The sequence below is a fragment of the Snodgrassella sp. B3837 genome (assembly GCF_026535955.1).
GTDB classification, from domain to species: Bacteria; Pseudomonadota; Gammaproteobacteria; order Burkholderiales; family Neisseriaceae; genus Snodgrassella; species Snodgrassella alvi_E.
This window is the reverse complement of the sequence record NZ_JAFNPI010000019.1, coordinates 256,130-281,062: the sequence shown is the minus strand read 5'-3', so window position 1 is coordinate 281,062 and position 24,933 is coordinate 256,130. Positions and strand designations below refer to the sequence as shown.

At 45.4% G+C, this 24,933-nt stretch carries 16 protein-coding genes; 11 read left to right on the top strand and 5 right to left on the bottom strand.

The features are described from left to right. Window positions 1–45 precede the first annotated feature (45 nt). Window positions 46–3,675 (bottom strand): exodeoxyribonuclease V subunit beta, encoded by a 3,630-nt coding sequence (gene recB / locus J3U67_RS08150; protein ID WP_267404684.1) that lies wholly within the window; start codon window positions 3,673–3,675, stop codon window positions 46–48. Next, on the bottom strand, window positions 3,672–6,899 hold the full coding sequence (recC, locus tag J3U67_RS08145; RefSeq protein ID WP_267404683.1) for an exodeoxyribonuclease V subunit gamma: 3,228 nt from the start codon (window positions 6,897–6,899) through the stop codon (window positions 3,672–3,674). The genes recB and recC overlap by 4 nt, the downstream gene beginning before the upstream one ends. Window positions 6,900–7,141: 242 nt before the next feature. Between recC and J3U67_RS08140 the strand changes: the two genes are divergently transcribed. Then, window positions 7,142–7,513 (top strand): hypothetical protein, encoded by a 372-nt coding sequence (locus tag J3U67_RS08140; protein WP_257377951.1) that lies wholly within the window; start codon window positions 7,142–7,144, stop codon window positions 7,511–7,513. Window positions 7,514–7,590: 77 nt separating this feature from the next. Here the strand turns inward: J3U67_RS08140 and dsbD are convergent, their stop codons facing one another. Next, window positions 7,591–9,450 (bottom strand): protein-disulfide reductase DsbD, encoded by a 1,860-nt coding sequence (dsbD, locus tag J3U67_RS08135; RefSeq protein ID WP_267391469.1) that lies wholly within the window; start codon window positions 9,448–9,450, stop codon window positions 7,591–7,593. A 154-nt stretch (window positions 9,451–9,604) separates the two neighbouring features. After that, window positions 9,605–10,378, bottom strand: coding sequence for a GTP cyclohydrolase FolE2 (gene folE2, locus J3U67_RS08130; protein WP_267391468.1), 774 nt, complete (start codon window positions 10,376–10,378; stop codon window positions 9,605–9,607). Window positions 10,379–10,635: 257 nt separating this feature from the next. Between folE2 and J3U67_RS08125 the strand changes: the two genes are divergently transcribed. From J3U67_RS08125 to J3U67_RS08115, 3 genes are read left to right on the top strand one after another with little or no spacing between them, the layout of a single operon-like run. Further along, the gene (locus tag J3U67_RS08125) at window positions 10,636–11,793 is read left to right on the top strand and encodes a trans-sulfuration enzyme family protein (protein WP_267391467.1); all 1,158 of its coding nucleotides are present in this window, start codon (window positions 10,636–10,638) and stop codon (window positions 11,791–11,793) included. A gap of 20 nt (window positions 11,794–11,813) precedes the next feature. Further along, a complete protein-coding gene (locus J3U67_RS08120) occupies window positions 11,814–12,596 on the top strand; it encodes a J domain-containing protein (RefSeq protein ID WP_267391466.1) in 783 nt (260 codons plus the stop codon). Between the two features lie 49 nt (window positions 12,597–12,645). Continuing rightward, entirely contained in the window at window positions 12,646–13,419 is a 774-nt protein-coding gene (locus J3U67_RS08115) for a ferredoxin--NADP reductase (protein ID WP_267391465.1), read from the top strand. A 448-nt stretch (window positions 13,420–13,867) separates the two neighbouring features. Here J3U67_RS08115 and J3U67_RS08110 read toward each other — a convergent pair whose 3' ends face one another. Then, window positions 13,868–14,512 (bottom strand): cysteine hydrolase, encoded by a 645-nt coding sequence (locus tag J3U67_RS08110; RefSeq protein ID WP_267391464.1) that lies wholly within the window; start codon window positions 14,510–14,512, stop codon window positions 13,868–13,870. A 158-nt stretch (window positions 14,513–14,670) separates the two neighbouring features. Here J3U67_RS08110 and J3U67_RS08105 point away from each other — a divergent pair, with 158 nt between their 5' ends. The 7 genes from J3U67_RS08105 (at window position 14,671) to J3U67_RS08075 (ending at window position 24,591) form a co-directional block, all read left to right on the top strand. Continuing rightward, window positions 14,671–14,967, top strand: coding sequence for a MerR family transcriptional regulator (locus J3U67_RS08105; protein WP_267391462.1), 297 nt, complete (start codon window positions 14,671–14,673; stop codon window positions 14,965–14,967). 11 nt (window positions 14,968–14,978) lie between these two features. Continuing rightward, window positions 14,979–15,395, top strand: a complete 417-nt coding sequence (locus J3U67_RS08100) for a DciA family protein (RefSeq protein ID WP_267391461.1) — start codon at window positions 14,979–14,981, stop codon at window positions 15,393–15,395. A 760-nt stretch (window positions 15,396–16,155) separates the two neighbouring features. After that, window positions 16,156–18,831 carry a preprotein translocase subunit SecA gene (secA, locus tag J3U67_RS08095; RefSeq protein WP_267404681.1) on the top strand — a complete coding sequence of 892 codons (2,676 nt, stop codon included), beginning with the start codon at window positions 16,156–16,158 and terminating at the stop codon, window positions 18,829–18,831. 265 nt (window positions 18,832–19,096) lie between these two features. Beyond that, a complete protein-coding gene (locus J3U67_RS08090; RefSeq protein WP_267391459.1) occupies window positions 19,097–19,873 on the top strand; it encodes a ferredoxin--NADP reductase in 777 nt (258 codons plus the stop codon). Between the two features lie 111 nt (window positions 19,874–19,984). Then, window positions 19,985–20,902 (top strand): lysine exporter LysO family protein, encoded by a 918-nt coding sequence (locus tag J3U67_RS08085; protein ID WP_267391458.1) that lies wholly within the window; start codon window positions 19,985–19,987, stop codon window positions 20,900–20,902. A gap of 1,574 nt (window positions 20,903–22,476) precedes the next feature. Beyond that, window positions 22,477–23,745 carry an MFS transporter gene (locus J3U67_RS08080; protein ID WP_267391457.1) on the top strand — a complete coding sequence of 423 codons (1,269 nt, stop codon included), beginning with the start codon at window positions 22,477–22,479 and terminating at the stop codon, window positions 23,743–23,745. A 21-nt stretch (window positions 23,746–23,766) separates the two neighbouring features. Continuing rightward, window positions 23,767–24,591, top strand: a complete 825-nt coding sequence (locus J3U67_RS08075) for an amidohydrolase family protein (protein WP_267404678.1) — start codon at window positions 23,767–23,769, stop codon at window positions 24,589–24,591. The last annotated feature ends 342 nt before the right edge of the window (window positions 24,592–24,933 follow it).

The window sequence follows — 24,933 nt, the reverse complement described above, 5'->3', positions numbered from 1 at the left end:
TGCTTCCTTAGCGAATTTACGGCAGTTACGTTCAATATACCGCAGCTATTTTGCTTTGTCATGTGCTGGCAGCCATGGCTTCAGGGTACTAGTATCGATATCCCATTGCCAGATGCCATGCTGATTGAGCGGATTAAGGCCGCGCAGAAACAGATACCGTACGCTGATGGTGGGCGGTAGCTGTCCGTGGCTGTGCAAAAATCGGGCGCAGGCGATGCAGTAAATGAGTGCCTGTAAATAGTAATGATGTCTGGCGATAGCGGTATCCATGTTTGCCTGAGTATAGTCGTCAAGGCGGTTGCCCAGATGGTTAGATTTGTAATCGATTACATATACTTGCCCGTGTATGTCTTCGCCCATTAGGTCGATGGCGCCGTTGATATAGCCGCTGACGGTGGCAAAGTCTAGCTCTTGAGCTGCCTGAACACAGCATTCAGGCAGGCCGGGTGCTTGGGCAAACCACTGTTGTAAATCTGCGATATTAAAGTCGTCGACATGTAGCATGAAATTCATTTCGGCGACGCGCTGTGTGATGGGCAGGTTTGCTATGGTGGTCTGTGCGGACAAGGGGCAGTGGCGTACGGCATCGTTGAGTTCCTGCATGGTAGCAGCATGGGTGCTATCGAAACCGTAGCGGGCGAGACAGGCAAGTATTTGTTCTTGTTCGTCACTGTTGGCTGGCTGGCTAAATTCAGTCTGTTCTAGTATGGCATGCAGGCACAAGCCGGCATTGATGCCACGTTCAAATGCCAATAGGGCGGTTTCGGCTTCAGCGACGGGGGTTGCAGGCTGTGACAATATTTCCGCCTGATCGAGTGCTGGTGCCAGTTTTTCTTCTTCGAGGCTGTGTTCGTGGTGACGGTATTCGTGGCGGCTTAAGCTGGTGAAGCTGGTATAGCGTACAGTCTGAAATTCTCGTGGTGGCAGGGTCAGGGCGCGATAGGGTTGCTCTGGCGCTGCTGCTTCATCCGCAACGGTAGGCGCAACACTGCCTTCGCACCAGTGAAACATGGATGTGCTGCAGCCGGCTAATCGTTTTTGCCATGCTGCATGCAGGGTGCTGGAGAGATTTTTTTTATGGGTTTGTTGCCAAAACTGTAGTGATTGTTCAAGTGTGCCGTCGGGCTGCCCGTCCAGTAACCATGCCATAGGGTTGCTGGCGGTGTTGTTGCAGGCGGCTGTATAGAGAATGAGTTGTTCACGGGCACGGGTGAAAGCTACGTAATACAGGCGCAAACGTTCGGCCATGCTTTCACGTACCAATTCTGTGCGGTCAGTGTCGCTAAGAAGGCTGCTGGCAATCAGTTCTGTCTTATCCTGCTGATGCAAGCGCTGCCAATTTTCCTGATTGTTGATGGCCTCTTTGCCGTCCCAAACAAAAGGACAGAATACGACAGGATATTCTAGCCCTTTCGAGGCATGCATGGTAACAATTTTAACCAATGCTTCGTCGCTTTCCAGCCGCAGCAGGCTGTTTTCAGCTGCCGGCCGTTCGTTGTCGATGGCACTGGCTAGCCAGTCGAGCAAGGCGGTGGCGGTGGGCAGGGTTTGTTCGGCGTCGGCAAGTAATTCAGTGAGTTGCCACAGATTGGTCAGGCTGCGTTCATTGCGCTGGCTAAGCAGGTTCGTTTCCATGCTGGTGTGGCCGGCAAACCACTGCATGGCGCTATAAATCCCGTACTGCTGCCATAGCTCGCGGGTTTGCTGTGCCAGTTGTATCCATTCGCTGAGGTCGTTTTCGTTTTCGTTCAGTTGTGCCAGTTGTGCCGCTGTTTGGTTATACAGTATGCCGCCAAGAATAAAGCGCAAAATTTCGGTACGTTGTGGTTGCAGCCAAAAACGGAGCAGCGCCAGTACAGCCTGTGCTTCGGTACTGGCAAATACGGACTGATTACCCAGTGACACACTCATGATACCGCAGCGTTTAAGTGCACTGGCAATCATGCTGCCCTCGTTGTGGGAATGTACCAGTACGGCGATGTCGCCTGCCTGTAATGGCCGAGTATTGAGTAACAGTTCATCTCGTCTGCCTTGATTAATCAGGCTGGCTATTTCGTGGGCACAGCATTCTGCTGCACGTACACGCAAGCTGTCTTTATTGGGGATAAGCTCTTCGCCTTTGCTGTTGAGCTCAATTTGTTCTGGTAGCCAGCGTACGACCACGGCAGGTACGACTGTTTTGTTCAGTCTGCTATGCAGGCGGCTTTCAAGCGCCTGTGCTTGTACCGGTGGGTAATCGATACCTTCCAGCACAAATGGCAGCTGTTTGCCATTGAAGAGATGCCCGATTGCCTGTACGAGTGCCTGATGGCTGCGGTAATTGGTGGTGAGGGTGTAGCGCTGTTGCGGCGGAGTATCGGCGGCAGCACGTAGATAGGCATGAATGTCGGCACCGCGAAAACGATAAATAGCTTGTTTGGGATCGCCAACCATAATCAGTGGTCTATTTTGCTCGGCGAAAGCGGTTTTGAATATTTTGTATTGCAGCGGGTCGGTGTCTTGGCATTCGTCTACAAGTGCTATTTGCCATGTTTGTGCTAATGCGGCAGCCAGTGCAGAGGCCATGGGATTTTCTGTTGATAGTGCCATACCAACGTCGGCAAGAAGGTCGTCGTAGCTACGCTGATGGCTGTGGCGCCGATGTTCGCTCAGACACTGTTTTACGTAATTGAAGCAATCCAGCTGTAATTGCAGTACAACGCTTGTGTCTGCAGCTTGCAAGGCACTGAAAGCAGCGGCTAACTCGGCTAATACCGCTACTTCCGCTACCAGTACATCGTTTAGAGTTTGTCCTTTTCTGGTTTTTTCGTGCAGCTGGTCAGCAGACAGTTTGGCACATCTTTCTAGTGTTGCTGTGGAAAAGGTCGGTATGCTGGCTACACTTTCCAGAGCTGATTGTAGTTCGCAGAAAAGTTGTTGGTAGCTGCTGGTGCGATAAACATTACCGTTGAGATGTGGCTGTAATTGCCAGAAAGCATCCTGAATATGAGCAAAGCGCCTACTGACAGTGTGCCAGGTCTGCTGCCAACATGCATGGATAGCATCTTTGTTTACAGCCGGCGGCTGGCGCAATTGGATATCGGCTATACCACAATAACGACCCATTTCACGCATTAGGCGTGCCGGTGTAAGTTTGTAGGTTACCACAAGCTCAGCTAAGCTGTTGTTGTTGCTGACTTGCCGGCGCCAGAAATCCTCGGCAAACCGGCACAATAGTTCAGGGTCGGTTTTGATGGTTTCAGTATCAAACGGTGTCTGGCACAAAAAGGCGTAGTCAGTGAGTACGCGCTGACAGAAGCCGTGAATAGTGTAGACGGCGGCGCGGTCGAATTGGGTAATCGCTGCCTGTAGGCGCAGTATCAGACTGTTTTCGTCTTCCTGAGCACGCGCATAGTCAATCAGCTGTTGCAGTACCGGATCGTTTTGTTCGGCGGGCAGAGTGTTTTGAAGTAAGGCCAGAGCTTGGTTGAGGCGTGTCCGCAGGCGGGTTTTTAGTTCGGCAGTGGCGGCTTTGGTGAAGGTCACCACCAGTATGGCGTCTACCGGCATGTGTTCCAGCAGTACCAGCCGTGCAAACAAAGCTGCGATGTTGAATGTTTTGCCGGTACCGGCAGAAGCTTCTATGAGGCTGCTGCCGTGCAAGGGCATGGTAATGGGATTTAAGGCTTGGCTCATTGTTCTTTTTCGGCTGTTTCCAGCGTGGCCATCATTGGCAGAAGTAGTTCTTCAATCAGCTGCCAAAACAGCGGGCTGTCAATCGGCAGGGTGTCGTCACGGCCGAATACTTGGGCTACTTCGGGATATTCGGCCTGCGGTTTGCCGTTGTGGCTGTCTATATACATTTTAAAAGCTGCGCTGCGTTCTTCCGAGCCATATTCTGCTGGAGTGTTGGCTTTTTGTCGGCGCTTATACCAGTAGCGGGCGGCACTGAGACTGGTTTTCGGAAAAAACGGCAGTGGCCGGTATTGCCCAAGCTGGTAATAATCCAGCCATAAGGCCAGTTGCGCCTGTGCATCCGGCCGGCTTAGTGCGGCTAGCTTGCGTGGCTGGGGCGGGTATAGCTCGTAGGTATGCTGTTCAAACTCTGTGGCGCTGGCGCAAAAAAGCAAATGGCGCAGGTACAATTCAATGTTATCTGGTGCGGTGGGCGCCTGAGTGCGCTCGAGTAATTGTCCGCACTGGTGTATATGGCTGATGTTGCCACTGAGTTGTAGCTGTTGATGATTGAAAACGAAAACGATATCGGCTACAGCGGGGCTAAACAGTATTTCACCATCCAGAGCGAGTGTTTGGGTGCGTAAAGTCTGGCTGACAACTAAACCAAGCGCGCCTTCTGGCACCAGTCCGCTGACCGCCAATGCTGCATCCACGTCGTTAAAATCCAGATGCTGCTGGCGCGCGCGCGTGTAAGCACTATAGATTAGGGCGCTGTTTTCAATGGCAAATGGTTCTGCGGCGCTGACTGGTGCTTCTTGATACGGTGCCTGCCATTGCAATTGTTGTTGTAGCCAATGGCGTACCGGATTGCGCCAGAAACGGATAAACGTTTCAATATCAATTTCTTGTGGTTGTGGTTCGCCTTCTTCTGTGGCTGCATAAAATGGCAGTGGCTTGACCATTTTTTGATTCAAAGCTTCGGCATAATCAGAGCGGCTGCTATTCAGGTCTCCGTTAAAATATCGATAGGAAAACGGTTGTAATGGATGGCGAATGATATGTTGCTGATTAAACTGCAACGGGTTGCAGCCGGTCATAGCCGACAGTACATCTATTAGCTCATGCAGTAGGGCAGAGGGAGCCAGCTCTTCGTTTTTACGTATATCTTTACCTATGTACGACAGATAAAGTTTTTCGCCTGCGCTCAAAATGGATTCGAGAAACAGATAGCGGTCGTCATTTCGGCGGGCACGGTCGCCTCGGCGTGGATGGCGGGCAATCAAATCGAAAACAGCGGATTTAGTGGTACGCGGATAGTCTCCGTCGTTTAGTCCAAGTAGGCAAATGCAACGAAAGGGTAGACTGCGCATCGGCACCATACTGCAAAAGGTGATGCCACCCCGTAAAAAGCCGGCCTGACGAGTACCGGATAGATAGTTCTGTAAATGCTCTATGGCGATTTCTGGCTCAATTAGACACTCAAATTGTGCCAGCTCTGCTTGTGCCTGCCATTCGCCAAGGCTGGTTTCCAGTTGCTGCATGGCTTGACCAGCCAGAGAATCCGCATCGGCTACATCGTGCAGGAGCAGGCGTGTGCGGGCAATCCAATCGCTGATGCTGGCAGCGCTTTGCCAGCAACTGTGGTGCTTAATCAGACAATCAATTAACTGTTGTCCCCGAGCTAAAATCTCTGTCTGGCCAACATCGCCAAACCATGGCAATTGTTGCTGCCACAGGGCAGTGCGTTTATCGTCTGGCAGCAGCCAGCCTAGTACAGTTCGTTCTCGTGCTTGCTGCCAAGTAAAAAGTTTGTTTTCACCGCCATATTTATGGCGCATATCTGTGTCTATGCCCCAGCGAACACCTTGTTCTCGCCAGACACGGCTAATTAGTTCCACGTCGCTGTCACTTAAATCGAAACGTGCGCGCAGCGGTGATTCGTCTAATAAGGGCTGTATGCTTTCGATGTCGAAGCGGCTTTGCATAAGTTGCAAGAGTTTTTCCAGCAATTGCAGTAATGGCTCTTGCAAGCTGATTTTTACATCAGCAATATTGTAGGGCAGTGCAGGGGTGTTGCCCTGAGTCTGACCAAATACCGCATGAATGAACGGTAAATAAGGCTCGATATGCGGAGTGAGTACGGCAATGTCTTGTGGCTGCCACTCTGGATGTGTGGCTAAATCCTGCATCAGCTGCTCTTTCAGAATTTGCAGCTCACGTAAGCAGGAGTGTGCAGACACAATCTGTATAGAATTATCATAAGCTTGCTGTACATAAGGTGGGTCGGTCTGTTTGGGATGGTGCAGACACTGAATATCGTTTTGTAGCCGGTGTAGCAGGCTGTCGGCAGTGTCGCCGCATTCTGCATAAACTGGTGGCATGTACACCACTTCGCCTAAATCATTGAGTGCATCAAAAAAATCACGCCCCTGTTTTCCCAGACTGGCGAGTAGTGGATGGCCGACCATACTTGAATCAGCTTGCTGATGCTCGAGCAGTAAATCAGCAGAAAGGACATTGCCCCAGTATTCGGCACATGGATTCACTGCAAACACATGTACATCAGTGTGCTGTGCCATTATCTGCAAAGCGTGTAGATAGACTGGTGCCAGAGTGGCAATGCCAAAAACAAAAATACGTTTCGGTAGGTGTTCTTCTCGCAGCTGTGACAAAAAATCTTGCATTAGGCCAGCACGATTGGGGAAATTGGTTTCTTTGCTTAGCCAATACCATAATTCTGCCTGCCAGTCCTCATCTTCTCCAAGACCAACTAATTCTTTTTTTTGCCAATTATTTATCCAATCATTGCGATAAATTAAATATTGGTCAAACATATCTGCAAGTTTGCCGGCAAGATGGTAGGGTGCCTGTATACTGCTTTCAAGGTATGATTGCAATGCTTTGGCAGTCAGGCATAATTGTGCTCCCTGTAAATCATTGCTACGAAACAGGCTGAATAGGCGCCAGCGCAGCACATCTGTCTGAAAAGGATTGAGTCTGGGCGTGTCAGGTAGAACTTTATGAGTTAACTGCCAGATGTAAGCAGCTGGTAGGCTGAAATGCAGATTGGCTGCGATGCCGTGTTCCTGAGCCAGATAGTGGTTGAGGTAGCGGCGCATGCCCTGACTTTGAACTACAATTTCAGTCGGAGTCCAAGCTGAATACTCGGCGGTGTGCTGATACACGCTGGCCAAAAGTGCAGCTAAATCAGATAAGTGATTGGATTGATAAACATACAGCATAACAGCTTCCGCCCCTGTTCAATATTGCTATTATAGCGGTAGCACGGTGGTTTGCATCTGATTCAGAACTGGAATTTGCTACTGAGGGCTGGTTGGGCTATCTGTATGAAGATAAATAAATATCGAAAAGAGCCTCTAGTTAAAAAAATAGTTAATGCTGGTCAAAAGCGGGAAAAAATTGGAAAATAGATGATTAAATACCCTGCCATAAGCAAGTATGGCATCAGAAGAAGGATATCACAGTGAGATTTGAAGGCGTCATTGATGAGCTGGCGGCAACTAAAGGTGTCATGGCGTGTGCTGTCGTGGATTATGAAAGCGGAATGTTTATAGATGGAGTCAGCCCGTCTGGCATGGATCTGGACATTCTTTCTGCAGGCAATACTGAAATTGTACGTTCCGAGGTAAAAGCTATTGCACGCCTCTATGGACAGGAAAGCAATGAAGATGCAATAGATGATATTCTCATCAGTCTGCACAAACAGTATTACCTACTGCGGCCGATGAAGAATGTGAAAGGCGTATTCATGTTTATGGTGCTCGACCGTAAAACTGCCAATCTGGCTTTAGCTCGGAGAGCACTAAAAGTAGCCGACCGCAAATATCACGACTAAACACTTTTCTTTGATATAGCCGATACAGTTTGTTATCTGCGCGGCAGCCTCTCTGCATTTGCAGCGAGGCTGCTAATTTATTGTGCTTTCTGTACTTGTTTGTCATACCAGCTTAATAATTCCGGTGCTGGTACATAGCCAATTAAGGGTTTACTGCGATAGCCGTTACTGTGTACCACAAATAGACCCGGTGGTCCGTACAAGCCATACTGTTGCAACATGTGTCGTTGCGCTGGTGTATTGTTGGTAACATCGATTTGTAAGAAGCGATCTTCTTCAATTACTCTTCTGACCGCAGCATTACTTAAAGTAAACGCTGTCATTTCTTTACAGGAAATGCACCAGTCGGCATAGAAATCCACGACTACCGGTTTGTCTGGATCCTTATCAAACAGCTCCTGCATGGCCTGTCGCAAATGAATTGGCTTAGTGAAATATCTTCCGAAATGCTGGCCGTTTGGCGGTGTTAATGTCAAAAAGCGATGGAGCGGGGTGACATGGTGCATGACGCTGGCTGTCATAAAATAAATACCACCAGTCAGAAATAGTATGCCGGCCAGTGCTGTGAACCAGCGTCTGCGTTTGGGGGCATAATACCACTGCCAGCCCAGATAACACGCCGGTGCTACCATCAGCAAGGTATAAATGATGATCACCAGATAGTAGTTTAGAAACGGGGTGGCAATATAAGTGGCCGCGCCCAATAGCATCAACCCGAATAAATATTTTACACACGTCATCCAGTTTCCGGCACGCGGTAGGATATGTACGCCAAATACGGAAATCAGAATCAGTGGAACACCAGTACCCAGTGCCATGACATACAGTGCCATACCTCCCAGAGCAGCATCACCGCTCTGACCAATATAGCCCAGCGCAAAAGCCAATGGCGGTGCAACACAAGGACCGATAATTAGTGCCGACAATGCCCCCATAACCAGTACTGATAATAAATGACCGCCACGGAAACGGTTGCTGATGCGTTGAAAATATGCCTGCCAGCTGGCGGGTAGCTGAATACTGTATAAATCAAACATCGACAATGCCAGAATCACCAATATTGCTGCTGCAGATAGCACTACTGCCGGCTGTTGAAGCCAGCCGGTGAGAAAAGCTCCGGTACGTGCCGTTACAATACCCACCACGGTGTAAGTAAAAGCCAGCCCCTGCACATACACAAACGACAGCAGAAATGCCCGCCATTTTGTAGTTTTCTGGCGCGAACCCATGACAATTGCCGACACAATCGGCAGCAATGGATACATACATGCCGTCAGGCTCAAACCCATGCCGGCAATGAAAAACGTCATTAAATTGGTAATTAGGGTTGTCCGGGATAACTGAAACAGACTGTCACTGCCCGAATTGCCAGACCAGTCTGGAGGTGGAGCAATAGCAGGAGGGCTGCTAAAACTATCCAGCTCCGGCTGAGTAGACGCAGAAGAGGGGACAATATGATATTTGCCAGTGCGGCTGATGGTAAGAGTATTTTCCACTGGCGGATAACAGATACCAGCTTCAGCACAGCCCTGATAGGATAAGGTCAGCTGATATGGTTCGGTTTGTGTGCCTTTGTTATAGCGCCAGACCACATCAGTATGTTGGTAATAAACCTCTTGCTTGCCAAAGAATTCATCCTCTTTCTGTTTTCCCGACTGGTTAAACTGAGCGGCACCGAGCACGCCCGCCGGCTCAGTAGTAGCTAGAATTTTATTGCGGTATAAATAATAGCCATTTGCAATAACAAAATGTACCCGTATTTCATTATCATGTACATTTAACTGTGGCACAAAAGCCTGTTCCGGCGGCAACAGTCTACCGTTATTACCGGCAGCCAGCCCAGCGTGGCTCAGAACCAATAGCAGCGCAGATAACAGCACCAAATGCTTCAGTAGGAAATCCGTGCAGACACGCAAGCGAGAAAAAGAGTGATACATAAATGTCACAGTAGCCAGTTTAATTCCAACCAGAACATCGAACTCAGTAAATGGCTACCAGCAAAATCAGGCGGGGGTAGCCATTCACTTCCCCTTATGTTTCCTAAGTTTATCCACACAGAAACGGATAAAGATTGAATGTTGAGATATCAAATCAGGGGTATTGTATCAGTGCATAGGCCGAGTGATTGTGAATAGATTCGAAATTTTCGCTTTCCACGGTAAAAGATTGAATGCGCGGGTCGGCTTTAAGCGCCGTAGCTACATCACGTACCATATCCTCAACAAATTTCGGATTGTCGTAAGCGTATTCAGTTACATATTTTTCATCCGGCCGTTTCAGCAGACCATATAATTGACAGGAACCCTGCTGCTCCACCATATCAATGATTTCTTCAATCATCACAGCTTCGCAGGATTGTAGTGTAACTGTCACATGTGAGCGCTGATTATGTGCACCGTAAGCCGAAATTTCCTTACTACACGGGCATAAGCTAGTTACCGGAATCATTACCTGCAACGTGTGCTGATAAATACCGTCCTTGATCTCCCCACAGAGCTTTACTTCGTAATCCAGCAGGCTGGAAATAGCCGTCACTGGTGCCTGCTTGCGCCGAAAAAAAGGAAAACGCATATTGATTTTACCAGCCGTTGCCTGTAGCTTCTGCAACATGCTCACGGTAAGCTCTTTGAGCGCCGCAAAATCAATGCTGACTTGCTGCGAATGCATTAACTCGACAAAACGAGACATATGCGTGCCCTTCTGCTCGGCTGGCAGCGCTACTGTCATGGTTAAATCAGCTATTGTGTGTTGTTCACCGGCCGCACTCATAATACATAGGGGTAGCCGTAAGCCCTTCACTCCAACCTGATTGATTGGCATATTGCGTTTATCAACACTGCTTTGCACATCGGCAATAGTGTCCATTCTGATGGTTTTCCTCTTGAAACAATGTCAAATCTGCCCGCCAGATACTATAAAAACATCCAAACTGGCGGCACATAAGGCGTAAAATTATACTGTATGGCTTAATTCCGAGCAAATCACTCGGGATTAGGTATTCGGCAACGTGAAGCTGCCTCAGAAGCAGGGTGCATGCTAAACTAAGCACCCGCGGCAGCCGGTATTTTGCCAGTACCTGCTGCGGTACCGACAAAACCAAGACTTATCCCAGCGGAGAAAATATGAAATTTGCCACACAGACCATTCATTCCAGTTATCAGCCTGAAGAGCATAACCGTGCTTTAATGCCGCCTATTTACCAAAATAGCATGTTTGCCCTGCATGAAATCGGCGAAAATATTTCGTTTCGTTATGCACGCATCTCCAACCCTACCCGTCAGGTGTTAGAAGATACGGTAGCCGAGCTGGAAAATGGTTGCGCTGGCTTTGCCTACGCCAGTGGTATGGCCGGAATTGATGCCGTGTGGCGTACTTTTCTGCGTCCAGGTGACACTATTGTGGCTGTAGCCGATATTTATGGTGGTGCCTACGACCTACTCACAGAAGTGTATGCCCAATGGGGCGTGAATGTTATTTTTGCAGACCTCACTAATCCAGCCAATCTGGATAGCATATTGGCACAAACAAAAGTCAAAATGGTATGGCTAGAAACTCCGAGTAACCCGTTATTGCGTCTGGTAGACATCGCTGCACTGTGTGAGAAAGCCAAAGCAGCCGGAGCCATTGTTGGTATGGACAATACCTTTGGCACTCCCTATGTTCAGCAACCGCTGAATCTAGGTGTAGACATCGTGTTTCATTCTGCTACCAAATATTTGTGCGGACATTCCGATGTATTAATGGGTATTGTCGTGGTTAAAGATGAGGCACATGCGCGGCAGTTGCGAGCACTGAGTATTCAAACCGGCGGCGTGGCCGGTCCAATGGACTGTGCGCTGGTATTGCGCGGTATCAAAACTCTGGTGGTACGCATGGATCGGCATCTGGCCAATGCAGCTGAGCTAGCGCGCCGGCTGAAGCTGCATCCGGCGGTAGAAAAAGTGTTTTATCCCGGCCTGCCTGAACATGAACATCACGATATTGCTTGCAAACAGATGAAGCATGGCTTCGGCGGAGTAGTCTCCATCTATTTACGCCAGAACAGCCGCGAAGCGGCCAACAGCGTAATTAAAAACTTGCGCCTAATCCGCATGGCTGCTAGCCTTGGTGGCGTGGAAAGCTTAATTAACCACAGCTCCAGCCAGTCGCACAGCGGCATGAGTAAAGAAGTAAAAGAAGCATTAGGTATTCGGGAAGGTCTGCTGCGTATTTCTGCCGGCATCGAAGATATCGAAGATATCTGGGAGGATATCAGCCATGCACTCAATACCTTGATTTAACCAGTGTAAGTGAACAATCCGTGCACAACTACTACGACGTATTAAATGTAGCTCCCGGCGCGTCTGCAGAAGTGATTCGCGCCGCCTATCGGGCTTTGTCTCAAAAATACCATCCAGACCGCAATCCGCATAATCCGCAGGCACATCAGCGCATGGCTGAAATCAACGAAGCCTACAACGTGCTCTCGGACCCAGAAAAACGCCATCATCATGATGTGTGGATTGCGCGCCAGAGCCTGCAAGCACATGTGTCACCGGCCTTACTGGCTCGAAAGCAGACCCCGTTTGCTCCGCCAGTTTTGCTACCCAATCATCAAGACCACGTGGTTGACCTGCACGACCATGGCCATGGATGGATGTGGATAGTGGGTATCGCGATTCTGATAGCCATGGGTGGCGTGTGGTGGCGACTGGCCTATCCGCCTGCGGAAAATACGCCGGCGCAGACCGGCGCACCAGTGCTAACAGCACCCAACGGACAGCTTTTTCCGCTTAAGGCTGCCTATGTATCCGGTTATCCAGTTTTGCGTGAACGCGGTAATAACACCATCATCGTGCACGCCTCATCCTTGCAATCGCCGGTATTTGCCCAATTATACGAATTGCACGCTGGAAAATTCACCGCTATCCGCTCTTTTTATATTCCAGCGGGCGAAACCTTTGCCCTGCATAAAATCGGCGATGGCGACTTCAGCCTGCAATACCAGCGTATCAATGATGGTAAATGGGCAGTAAGCGACGGCATTGAAATCAAAAATACCGAAATCAGCCGCAAATATCAGGACATCGATATCAGACTCTAACACAATACAGCGCCGCCGCTTGACTGGTGGCCGACACAGGAACAACTGCATGCAGGCTGCTGAAGCCAAATTTACCGAAGAAACTGTACTGTGGGTAAAATACCATACCCCGAAACTGCTGACTTTTGCCATTACCCGCCCCGAAGCTTATCGCTTCAGTGCCGGCCAGTTTGCGCGATTGGGTTTTCGCGATGGCGCTGGATATATCTGGCGCGCCTATTCCATTGTCTCAGCCGAATATGCTGAGACATTAGAATTTTTTGTGGTACTGATTGAAAACGGGCCGATGAGTGCAAGGCTGGCACAGCTAAAAGCAGAAGACACCATCCTGCTTGATAAATCTGCATTTGGCTTTCTATTGCCCGGCCGCTTCACCGATGGTGAACAACTGGTTCTGCTCAGTACCGGCAGCGGCATCGCACCGTTTCTGTCTATGCTACAACAACCATCGGTGTGGGAGCGTTTTCAGCAAATCGGGCTGGTGCATTCTGTTTCTCACGCAAATGAATTAATTTTTAGCAATTATATCAAAGAATTAAATCATCATCCGCTGGTTGGTGAATATGTTGATAGATTATCCTACCAACCAGTGGTTACCCGTGAAAATGTCACAGGTGCACTGCATGAACGTTTACCACAATTATTGTCAAATGGTTCTCTAGCCAAGGGCTTACAGCTTAATTTTACTCCAGAAAAGACTCGGTTTATGCTATGTGGCAATCCAAGCATGGTAGCTGATACATTTCAGTCACTGCTGAATATGGGCTATAGCATGCATCGCAATAGAGTACCAGGGCAGATTATTATGGAAAATGGTTTTTAACAAAGGCTACGATATTCAATTGCGTTCAGCATATTTTCCAATTTGAGATATTGTGAATTCATGCCTGAGTCGCTTGAAATATTTTTTTGCATGGTAATATTTAGACCAGTATACAAATGATAAAAGGTTGAAATAATTAAATTCTTTTTTAAACATTATCAAGCTAAAATCAAAAATTTCTACACTGTGATATGGTTGTTTTTTAATATATTTAATTAATTGAATTTAATGTAAAAATATTATAAATGCTGATTTTTTTTTAGCTAAAGCGATAAATTTGGATCCTACATTTTATTATAAATTAAAAATACCTTTTACCAGTTGTTTATACCGTTAGTTAATATTTAGAATAAATGTGAAGAATGTGATTTAGCTATCCCAATCATCAGGATAGCTAAACAGGATGTTCTATAAACTATTGAATTTATTTTAAATTTAAATTAAAAATTTAGCTATAGTCATATAGCCGCTCAAATTCGCCGGTCGTTATTGATTCACCATAATGGGGAACTGTATACTTCAGCATATGATCTTGTTGAATTCTATCAAATGTTCCAGTTGCATCACTAATAATGACTGGAAGATAGCCTTTGTCTTGAGCTTCACGGAAAGTTGATTCCACACAAACATTAGTAGCATATCCTACTAAATAAAGTGTTTCTATATTATTATTTCTTAGATAAACATCCAAATTGGAACCAGCAAATCCACTTGATCCAGTTCTTCCCATTACAATAAATTCTTCGTTTATTGGTGCTAAAGTTTCATAAAATTGTGAATTAAAAGTGTCAATAGGAAATGTACCATAGTGACTGATGGCACATCTCAAGCCTGTTTTTCCATTGGCTAATTCTGGATATCCCTTTTGAAATCTTAAACCACAGTGAATAATTGGCATCTTAATCTGTCTTGCATAGACCAAAGCTGATTCAATATTTTTGATTGAATCTTCAAATAAATCTTTATCTTTAAAGCTCTGATATAAATGGCCTGTTGGGTGAAGCCATTCATTTTGGCATTCGATTAGAACTAATGCAGATTTTTTTACATCATCTGTCTTTGATTTCAATGTGGTTAAATTTGCTTTTGTCATATTATGTCTCTGAAAATTAGCGGTTAGTACAGGATAATCAGCTGATTACATTGCAATTTGGTATTTAATTTTTATACAGGTATACTATTTTACAGAATAAATTTATTTTTGCAATTTATTTACAATCATTGCAAATAAATTCCAAATAAGGTTGTAATATGGCATTTGATGATAAATTTTTAGAAACACTTATTGTGGGTATTGGTGAGGTGTCTCAGATAACAGGAATTCCAACACGGCAAATCCGTTACTGGGAGGACAAAGGTATAGTATCCAGCCTTACAAATGGTGAAGGAAAAAATAGAAGATATAATTATATCAACATAAAAAAAATGCTTTTGATTAAAGAGCTGATAGATGAAGGCTATACATTAGAGACAGCGAACTTAAAAGTTGTTAAACGTATGGAAATGATTGAATCTACAATGAACTCTTTGAAATCAATTCAATCTTGACAGTGACTGCTATGAATCTGAACCATTTTGGCCAAAAAAATAAGCAACTTCAACAGTTGTTGGCACAGTCTACACACTGGCAACGTTTGACAAACTGTCTCAAGCAAGAATTGCCTGCCACCATGAGACCGCACTTTAATGTAGCTTGTGTGCGCGATGGATGTTTGGTCGTCATCGCCTATAACAGCATGGCCGCTTCTCGATTACGCATGGTATTACCGGCATTATTACCACAATTACAACTGATTGATGGCACGGTTGAATCAGTAAAAGTTAAAGTACAGCCACCAGATTTAAAGCCTGAAGTAGTTAAACAAGCTAGTTTGGGTCCAGAGGCGCGCAGTGCATTGTCACGCTCTGCTCAGGCCTTAGCCCATCATCCCGAACTGGCGGCTGCCTTACGCCGTCTGAGTGAAAAAAATATTTAAGCCAGTCAACTGTATCGCAAATTCGGATTTGTAGAGATTTCCGACTACTCATTAGAAATCATTGCTTCGATATTTAAATGGAATATTAATTCTAGCCAAATAAATATTATTCGAAAATATAAATTCAAATTCTAAATTTAATTTCTCTAGCTTGAAAACATGGTTTACATTTATTACGTTTTAATGAAAATCCACTACAGCATCAGGAGGAATATTCAAAAAAAAAGTTTATAACAAGCATTTACTGTATTATATATTAAAATATTTTATATTCATAAAAATATATCCCGATTATGCTGCTTTTCAAAATTTCATTTTAGCTTATCGGGAAATCCGGTACATATGTAATTGAAAACATACCAGCGAGCCATTCAGATTTTGTTTACGATATTTCCATTTCATTGGCGCAAATATAAACAAAGAATCAAATGTTAACATCTAAAATATTCTCTTTATTAGTTGCAGAAAATTTAATTTATATGCCATTTAATTGAAATAAAAAACCAGCCGACAACAAAGCCATGCGCCCCCCCCATAACACATAATAGATTCATTTCTGTAGCAGCAGAACTTGGAAAAAGCGGATTCACCATTATATTAAGCCGCAGAAAACACAGCCTGTATTAGCCAGCTGGTCACATATTACGCATAATTGACACAGGCATGCAATCAGCCGCACAGTAGCACAGAGGCTTGTGTTAAAATTCCCTATTTCATGCTTACTTTTTACTGCGCCCTTTAGGTGCCGGACTATTGATTTATGTTGAAGAACCTGGCAAAAAAAATTCTCGGAAGCCGCAACGACCGGCTTTTGAAACAATATCGTAAAGAAGTATCCAAAATCAATGCCCTTGAACCAACCATTCAGGCACTTAGTGATACTGAACTACAGGCTAAAACAGCTGAATTCAAACAACGTCTGGCCGATGGCGAAAAACTGGACCACCTGCTGGTAGAAGCCTTTGCCGTATGTCGTGAGGCTAGCCGGCGCGTACTTGGCATGCGCCACTTTGATGTGCAGCTGATTGGCGGCATGGTGCTGCATCACGGCAAAATTGCCGAAATGCGCACCGGTGAAGGTAAAACACTGGTGGCCACCACAGCTGTGTATCTTAATGCTCTGGCTGGCAAAGGCGTGCACGTCGTTACAGTCAACGATTATCTGGCCGCTCGTGACGCTGGCATCATGCGTCCGCTGTATGAATTCCTTGGCATGTCTGTTGGCATCATTATCAGCAACATGGACCATGAAGATAAAAAAGCCGCTTATCAGGCTGATATCACCTACGGTACCAACAACGAATACGGCTTTGATTATCTCCGCGACAATATGGTCAGCGACTTGAGCGAAAAAGTACAGCGTGAGCTCTCATACGCTGTAGTCGACGAAGTCGATTCCATCCTAATTGACGAAGCACGTACTCCACTAATTATTTCCGGTCAGGCCGATGATAACGTCACTCTATATCAGGTAATGAACCAGATACCGCCGCAACTAATCGCCCAGAAGACCGAAGAAGGCGAGGGCGATTACTGGGTAGACGAAAAAGGTAGACAGGTCATTCTCAGCGATCAGGGGCATGAGCACGCCGAACAGATTCTCACCAAAATGGGATTGTTAAAAGAGGGCGATTCCCTTTACTCCACTACCAACATCATGCTGATGCACCATCTGATGGCTGCCTTGCGCGCCTATACCTTATACCAGCGCGACCAGCATTACGTGGTGCAGGATGGTGAAGTAGTGATTGTAGACGAGTTTACCGGCCGTCTGATGGCCGGCCGGCGCTGGTCTGATGGTCTTCATCAGGCAGTAGAAGCCAAAGAAGGTGTGGAAATCAATAAAGAAAACCAGACACTGGCTTCTATTACTTTCCAGAATTTCTTCCGCCTGTACGACAAACTAGCCGGCATGACCGGTACGGCCGATACCGAAGCATTTGAATTCCAGAATATTTATGGTCTTGAAACCGTCATCATCCCGCCAAATCGCCCGATGATACGTAAAGACCTGAACGACCAGATTTACCGTTCCATCGAAGAGAAGTTCGAAGCTGTAGTGGCTGATATCAAAGAACGCCACGCCAAAGGCCAGCCCATACTGGTCGGTACCACCAGTATCGAAAACTCCGAGCTGGTTTCCGCATTATTGGATAAAGAGCATTTGCAGCACAATGTGCTCAATGCCAAAGAGCATGCCCGCGAAGCCGACATCATTGCACAGGCCGGCCGCCCAGGCATGATTACCGTTGCCACCAACATGGCAGGCCGCGGTACCGATATCGTACTTGGCGGCAACATCAAGCCGCAAATCGATGCCATTCAGGACGACGAGAGTCTCAGTGAAGCTGCCAAAGCAGAAAAAATTGCCAAACTACAGGAACAATGGCAGCGCGATCACGATGCTGTAATAGCCGCAGGCGGGTTGCACATCATTGGTACTGAACGCCATGAAAGCCGCCGTATCGACAACCAGTTGCGTGGCCGCGCCGGCCGTCAGGGTGATGCCGGTTCGAGCCGTTTTTATCTTTCATTTGAAGACCCGCTGCTACGCCTGTTTGCCCTAGACCGTGCCACGGCCATTCTGAATCGCCTCGCGCCTGAACGTGGCGTTGCCATAGAAGCCGGTATGCTGACCCGCCAGATTGAAGGTGCCCAGCGTAAAGTGGAAAACCGTAATTTCGACATGCGTAAGCAAGTACTGGAGTACGACGACGTCGCCAACGACCAGCGTAAAGTGATTTACCATCAGCGTGCTGAAATACTGGCTAGCAACGATATCGACGGTCTGATGCAGGAAATTCGTCACGATGCTATTGTGGAAACGGTAGACAGCTTTATCCCGCCCGATAGCATGGAAGAGCAATGGGATATTGCTGGACTGGAGCACAAACTGGCCAGCGATTTCCACATCGAAGTTTCCATCAACGACTGGCTAAAAGAAGACAATAGCCTCGACAATGAAAGCATCTGTGAGCGCCTGCTAGACATGGTTGAAAAGGATTATGCTTATAAAGTCGAACAGGTTGGCCTTGAAACCATGCGTAGATTCGAACGCGATATCATGCTGCAAATCATCGACAACCGCTGGCGCGAGCATCTGGCCGATATGGATTACCTGCGGCAAGGGATTCATCTGCGCGGATACGCCCAGAAAAACCCCAAACAAGAATACAAACGCGAAGCATTTGAAATGTTTCAGGCCATGTGGAGCAACATACGCAATACCGTAGCCTCATTGCTGATTTCCGTGCGTTTCGAACAGGCGCCGGCAGAAGAAGAGACACTGCCGCCGCAGATGTTTGCAGCCGGTGCTGACGACGATGAGGATTACAGCCCCACAGCCATGGAAGCACGCGGCATCATTGTGCGCCGTAACGACCCTTGTCCCTGTGGCAGTGGCCTGAAATATAAATTGTGCCACGGCCGCCTGTAATTTCGACTAAATTATTTCATCATTCACAACAGGCTGTCGGGAAACTGGCAGTCTGTTGCTGTATTGGCAGAAGCCTGTGCTAAATGTTTCCTGTCAACTGAAATGATTAAAGTGATTACTCTAAAACCCATTGAACCGCGCATCAAATTGTCTTAAAATTCACACCTTACGCCAGCGCCGACAGCAAAAATGCTTATTCAGACATCAGGCTGGCGTATTTTCGGTTTACGCTAAAAATACCGCTTTCCTTAATCATGGATTATTAATGGCAGCCTACAACACTCAAAAAGTCCTGTCCGTACATCACTGGACAGATGCATACTTCACATTTACCTGTACCCGTGACGAATCTCTGCGTTTTCAGAATGGCCAGTTTGTCATGATTGGTTTGCTGGTGGATGGCAAACCGCTAATGCGTGCTTACAGTATTGCCAGTGCCAATTGGGAAGAAGAGCTGGCTTTTTTCAGTATTAAAGTACAGGATGGCCCATTAACCAGTCGCCTGCAACACCTGAAGCCGGGCGATGAAGTGCTCGTTAGCAAAAAGCCCACTGGCACATTGATTGCTGGTGATCTCAATCCTGGTAAAAACCTGTATTTGCTTTCTACCGGTACCGGTTTAGCACCGTTTCTCAGCGTCACCAAAGACCCTGATATCTACGAGCAGTTTGAAAAAATTATCCTGATTCACGGCGTACGCTACCAGAAAGATTTGGCCTATTACGACCACTTCACCACCGAACTGCCTAATCACGAATATCTGGGTGAGATGGTGCGCGAAAAACTGATTTATTATCCGGTGGTATCACGTGAAGACTACATTCATCATGGACGCTTAACTGATTTAATGAAATCAGGTAAACTTTTCACCGACATTGGCTTACCGCCGATCAATTCCGCCGACGACCGAGCTATGATTTGCGGCAGTCCGGAAATGCTCAAAGATTGCTGTGACACCCTCAATAGCTTCGGGCTATCCATTTCCCCGAAAATGGGGCAGCGCGGTGACTATGTAATCGAGCGCGCATTCGTAGAGCAGTAAAGCTAAACCAAACGAATTCGGCAGCAGCCATTGTCAGTCAATGTGCTGCTGATTTTATTTAGTCTGGCAGCCATATCATGCTACTCATTTAACTGCACCTTAACCGCGACTATGCAAAATCTGCTTACTTTGTTCATCATCTTGATTCCGCTGTTTGCCGGATTTTGTATTCCTGTGCCTGCCCGTGCCGTTAGCTGGCTGAATATCGGACTCTCATGGCTGGTGTATTTGATTTTATTTTTGATTGGTCTGTCACTGGCACAAGTGCCCAATCTAGGTGCCGAGCTGGCCGTCATCAGCTTTACCGTAGCAGTATTATTTGTCTGCCTTATAAGTACCAATCTACTGCTGTTTATCTGGTTTGACCGCCGTTACCCGTGGCATCTGCAACGGCAGCAGACCGCCACCCAGTCTGGTGATATCAGCATTATGGGTAGCTTAAAACAGGTAGCCTGTCTGCTGCTCGGGTTGACCGCCGGCCACTTTTTTTCTTTTAGCTGGTTAGGCAATCCGCAGGCTGCTGTCAACAAGGCACTGATTATTCTATTGCTGCTGGTGGGAATGCAGTTGCGTAGTTGCGGTATTACCTTGCGACAAGTATTTCTGAATCGCCGTGGTGTGATTTGTGCCGTTTTGTTCACACTGGCCAGTCTGCTTGGCGGTCTGCTGTTTGCACTGTTGATGCCAAACGTATCCATTAGCAAAGGGCTGGCACTGAGTAGTGGATATGGCTGGTATTCGCTTTCCAGCATTATTATGAGTAAATCCTATGGAGCCGTGTGGGGCAGCATTGCCATGTTCAATGATCTGGCACGCGAATTCTTTGCCCTGCTGTTTATTCCTCTTCTGATGCGACGCTATCCTACTGCAGCCGTCAGCATCGGCGGCGCCACCAGCCTTGATTTTACCTTGCCCGCGATACAGGCTTCCGGTGGAATCAGCGCTGTACCATTGGCCATCAGCTTCGGCTTTATTGTTAACCTCACCGCACCGGTGCTAATGGTGTTTTTTTCTTCACTGAATTTTTAGTGTAAAAAATTTTTTGTTTAGCTCTGCGATTGACCAAAATAGCCGTTCCATTTTTTGTATCTAACAAAATAGTTATTATGTTTATCAAGCGTGTATACACCAGAAAATAACGCATTATGTATCAATACTCAAAATAGCCGCTGGCCAGAGTGAATCAGTTGCCGTGAAAAAGGTGTTTGAGTTCACTGCATTACATGGATATGATCCATTACAATATCCCTTGCCCAACATTTTTTAGATTATTTTAAAGTCCATAAATAATGGCATAACCCAAAATTTTTTGTCTACAAATGACATCTATTGTTAGGTTAATGTTACATTTAAATACAAAACAAATTACGCCTATATCAATACGACTAATGTGTTTTATATCCCGTTTTTTACCACTCTATCCGTACTTAGAAAAATTATGTTCTTCACTTATCCAACATAGAAATTTTATGAATTGAAGATGATATTAATTGTTGGAAGAAGCTAAATCATATTCACAAGTAAAATAAATAACTTTAAAGAAAATTTTGTCTGGTTTAGGTTTAACTCTTTCTATTAAATTTCAAAATATTTTCTAATTTGCATTAGCAATTGATTATTAATACCTACCTTGAAAGTATTTATTAAATGTTTGTGTCAAAGTTCAAACCATTTATCCAGATTTTATATTTCTGATTATTCATAATAAAATTATTAATAAGGTATTTTAAACTGATAATACTAAATATATATTATAAATATATAATTTACGAAATTATATTTTATAGAATTATATTCAAGCAAAACTAATTAAATCCCTTTTTTAAATCATTTATTTTGACAAAACTTATTTTAAGTATTAATATTTTAATGTTTAATTTAATAAATATAATGTAAAAATTGAAAACACAAACTGTGGGAGAACAGCAACCAGACAGGAGGAACAATCTGCCGGATATCATCCGGCTAGCTATTCCGGCCGCAATAAAAAATGTTGCCTTAGATTTGGAAACAACATACAGGTATCAATCCTGATTTATTGCAATATCATTTAAATTTCACCATTCTCCAGCGGCAGTCAACAGTGCCAGAAGAAAGCAAAGCCACAGTGAATATTATTAAATATTAAATTAATGATTTGAATTAGAATTTTATGTCAAATATATCGATATATGCGCAATTTTTAACGATATATAAAAATATGTACGCAAATAGATTGCAACAAATGAAATATCTTCATTAAAATTAAATGAAATTGCTTATTCCTAACCATAATTTACAAATACAGCTTCACGAATTAGACCTGCCGTTGCTCGTATTTAAGGCGCTGCATAGTATCTGAATGATACTCAGCCTGATTTAATCAATAAACTTCGATGAACCTATACGGTAAGAAAAGAGTTGATTAATAAGTTACTGAGTTTTAAAGATTCGAAAAAATCATTCTGCCTATTTGTTTTAGTTCAAATAAACAAAGCTTTTTTATTGGCTAAAAATGCTGTTAAGAGTAAATTAAAGGCATAAAGTTTTAAAAAAAACTTTAATCTGTAAGAAATTAATCAAAACGATATATTCTCAAAACTAGACAAAGAAAGAGAACCATCATGTTTATGTGGTATAAAAATGTATCAAGAAATGAGAGAAAAACTTTTTGGGCGTGTTTCAGTGGCTGGGCACTTGATGCACTCGAAAATCAGATGTTCGGATTGGTGATTCCCTCATTAATTGCCTATTTTGCCATTACCAAAGGGCAGGCCGGATTACTCAGCAGTGCGACATTAGTTACCTCAGCTTTGGGCGGTTGGTTTGCTGGAGCACTTTCCGACCGCTATGGACGCGTCCGGACACTGCAAATCATGATTGTATGGTTTGCATTTTTTACATTTCTGGCTGCATTTGTAACCGATTACCATTGGTTGTTAGCACTCAAAGCCCTGCAGGGTTTTGGTATTGGGGGAGAATGGGCTGCCGGAGCTGTACTGATGGCTGAAACTATCTCCAGTCAGTATCGTGGCAAGGTAATGGCTATTGTACAAAGTGCATGGGCTGTGGGATGGGGATTATCCGTAATCTTGTTTTCCATTGTATTCAGTCTGGCACCGGAAAGCATGGCTTGGCGCATTATGTTTGCTGTGGGTCTATTGCCATCGTTACTTATATTTTATGTTCGCCGGCATGTAGAGGAACCGGTCAAGCAGACAGTCGAAACATCAAAAACCGAAGAAAGGCAACCATTAGCTGATGCACTCTTCGGTATTTTTTCACCCAAGCTTATTCGCACCACGGTATTGGGTGGTTTACTAGGACTGGGTGCACATGGCGGCTATCATGCCATTATGTCGTGGCTGCCAACCTTTCTTAAAGAAGAACGCCATCTTTCGGTACTTAATTCAAGTGGCTATTTGGCTGTGATTATCGTTGCATTCTGGTGTGGCTGTATCGCTAGCTCGGTACTGCTCGACAAAATCGGCCGCCGATTCAATGTAGCTTGCTTTGCCATCTGTTGTGTAATTACCGTCCGCATCTATCTTTTTGTACCATTGACTAATACCCAAATGCTGTTTCTCGGTTTTCCACTAGGCTTTTTTGCCGCTGGTATACCTTCAAGCCTTGGTGCATTGTTTAACGAACTCTATCCGCAACAGTATCGTGGTGCCGGCGTGGGTTTTTGTTATAACTTTGGCCGCATACTTTCCTCAATCTTTCCGTTTCTGGTTGGTCACATGAGTGCATCTATGTCACTGGGTTCCGCAATCGGTATTGATGCCAGCTGGGCTTATTCAATTGTAGTTATCAGTGTATTGCTCCTGCCGGAAACCAAAGGCCGTGATTTAAAGCAGATCAATCAGGATGGTCAGATTTCCGATAAGTAGTATATTAAATAAGGTAAAAAAATGATTCAGCCAACAATCGGCAGAATAGATAGTCATGCACATGTATTTACACTGGATTTGCCGATGGTGGCTGGCCGGCGCTATACACCGGCTCAGAATGCGCCACTGTCTGCTTATCTGGCGCATCTGGATGCGCTCGGCTGCACCCATGGTGTATTAATCCAGCCAAGTTTTCTGGGTAGTGACAATAGCTTTATGCTGCAAGCGATAGCTCAGGCTGCCCCGAAGCTCAGAGGCGTAGCCTGTGTTACTCCAGATATCAGTTTGCCCGAATTGGAAGCATTAGACAGAAGCGGCATCGTTGGCATTCGTCTTAATGTTATCGATGGCACCCAGCCGGATCTGAATACTGCTGCATGGCAAGATTTGCTCGAAAAAATCAAATCTCTTAGCTGGCACGTAGAAGTGCATTGCCGCAGCAACAAACTCAGCTCCATTCTGGTGCCACTGCTTAGAAAGCAGATCAATGTGGTAATTGACCATTTCGGCCGGCCATCAGATTGTAATCATAGCCGTGATTACGGTTTTCAGCAGCTATTAGAATGGGGGCACAGTGGGCTGGTGTGGTGCAAAATCTCTGCGGTATACCGCACCTGTGCTAATGCGGACGAGGGTCATAAATTTTTAGCTGATACTATACCTAAGCTTGTGGACAACCTTGGCCGTGAGCGCCTGATGTGGGGTAGTGACTGGCCGCATACTCAGTATGAACAGCAGATTAATCCTGAATATCTGACTACACAGCTGAATATGTTGTTACAAGATGAAACACTGGCACAGGCCGTATTGTGGGACACTCCGGCTAAGTTTTTTAAATTTGTTTAAAACCAAATTCAGATTGATACAACTTCTTTTATGCTAAATATATTTCTGGGCGCAATGTTAGCAAAAATCTCTGTTTTGTTATGCTGAAGCAACCCTTTATCATTTAGACCAATTCTGCAAACAAATAGCGGTAAGGTGCCTTTATTCGGAAAATGATACAGAACATATTAGAAGACTGGTTTGTTATAAGTTTTGATGTATAAATTGAACAAATATTAGACACTTTTGGTTGTTATAACAGAGATGATTATAAACAGTAGCAAAATTGTTTATATATTAATTTTGGCTGTTGGATTAAATTTATGCGATGGGTTAAATCAGGGCAAAAGTTCTGAAATTTTA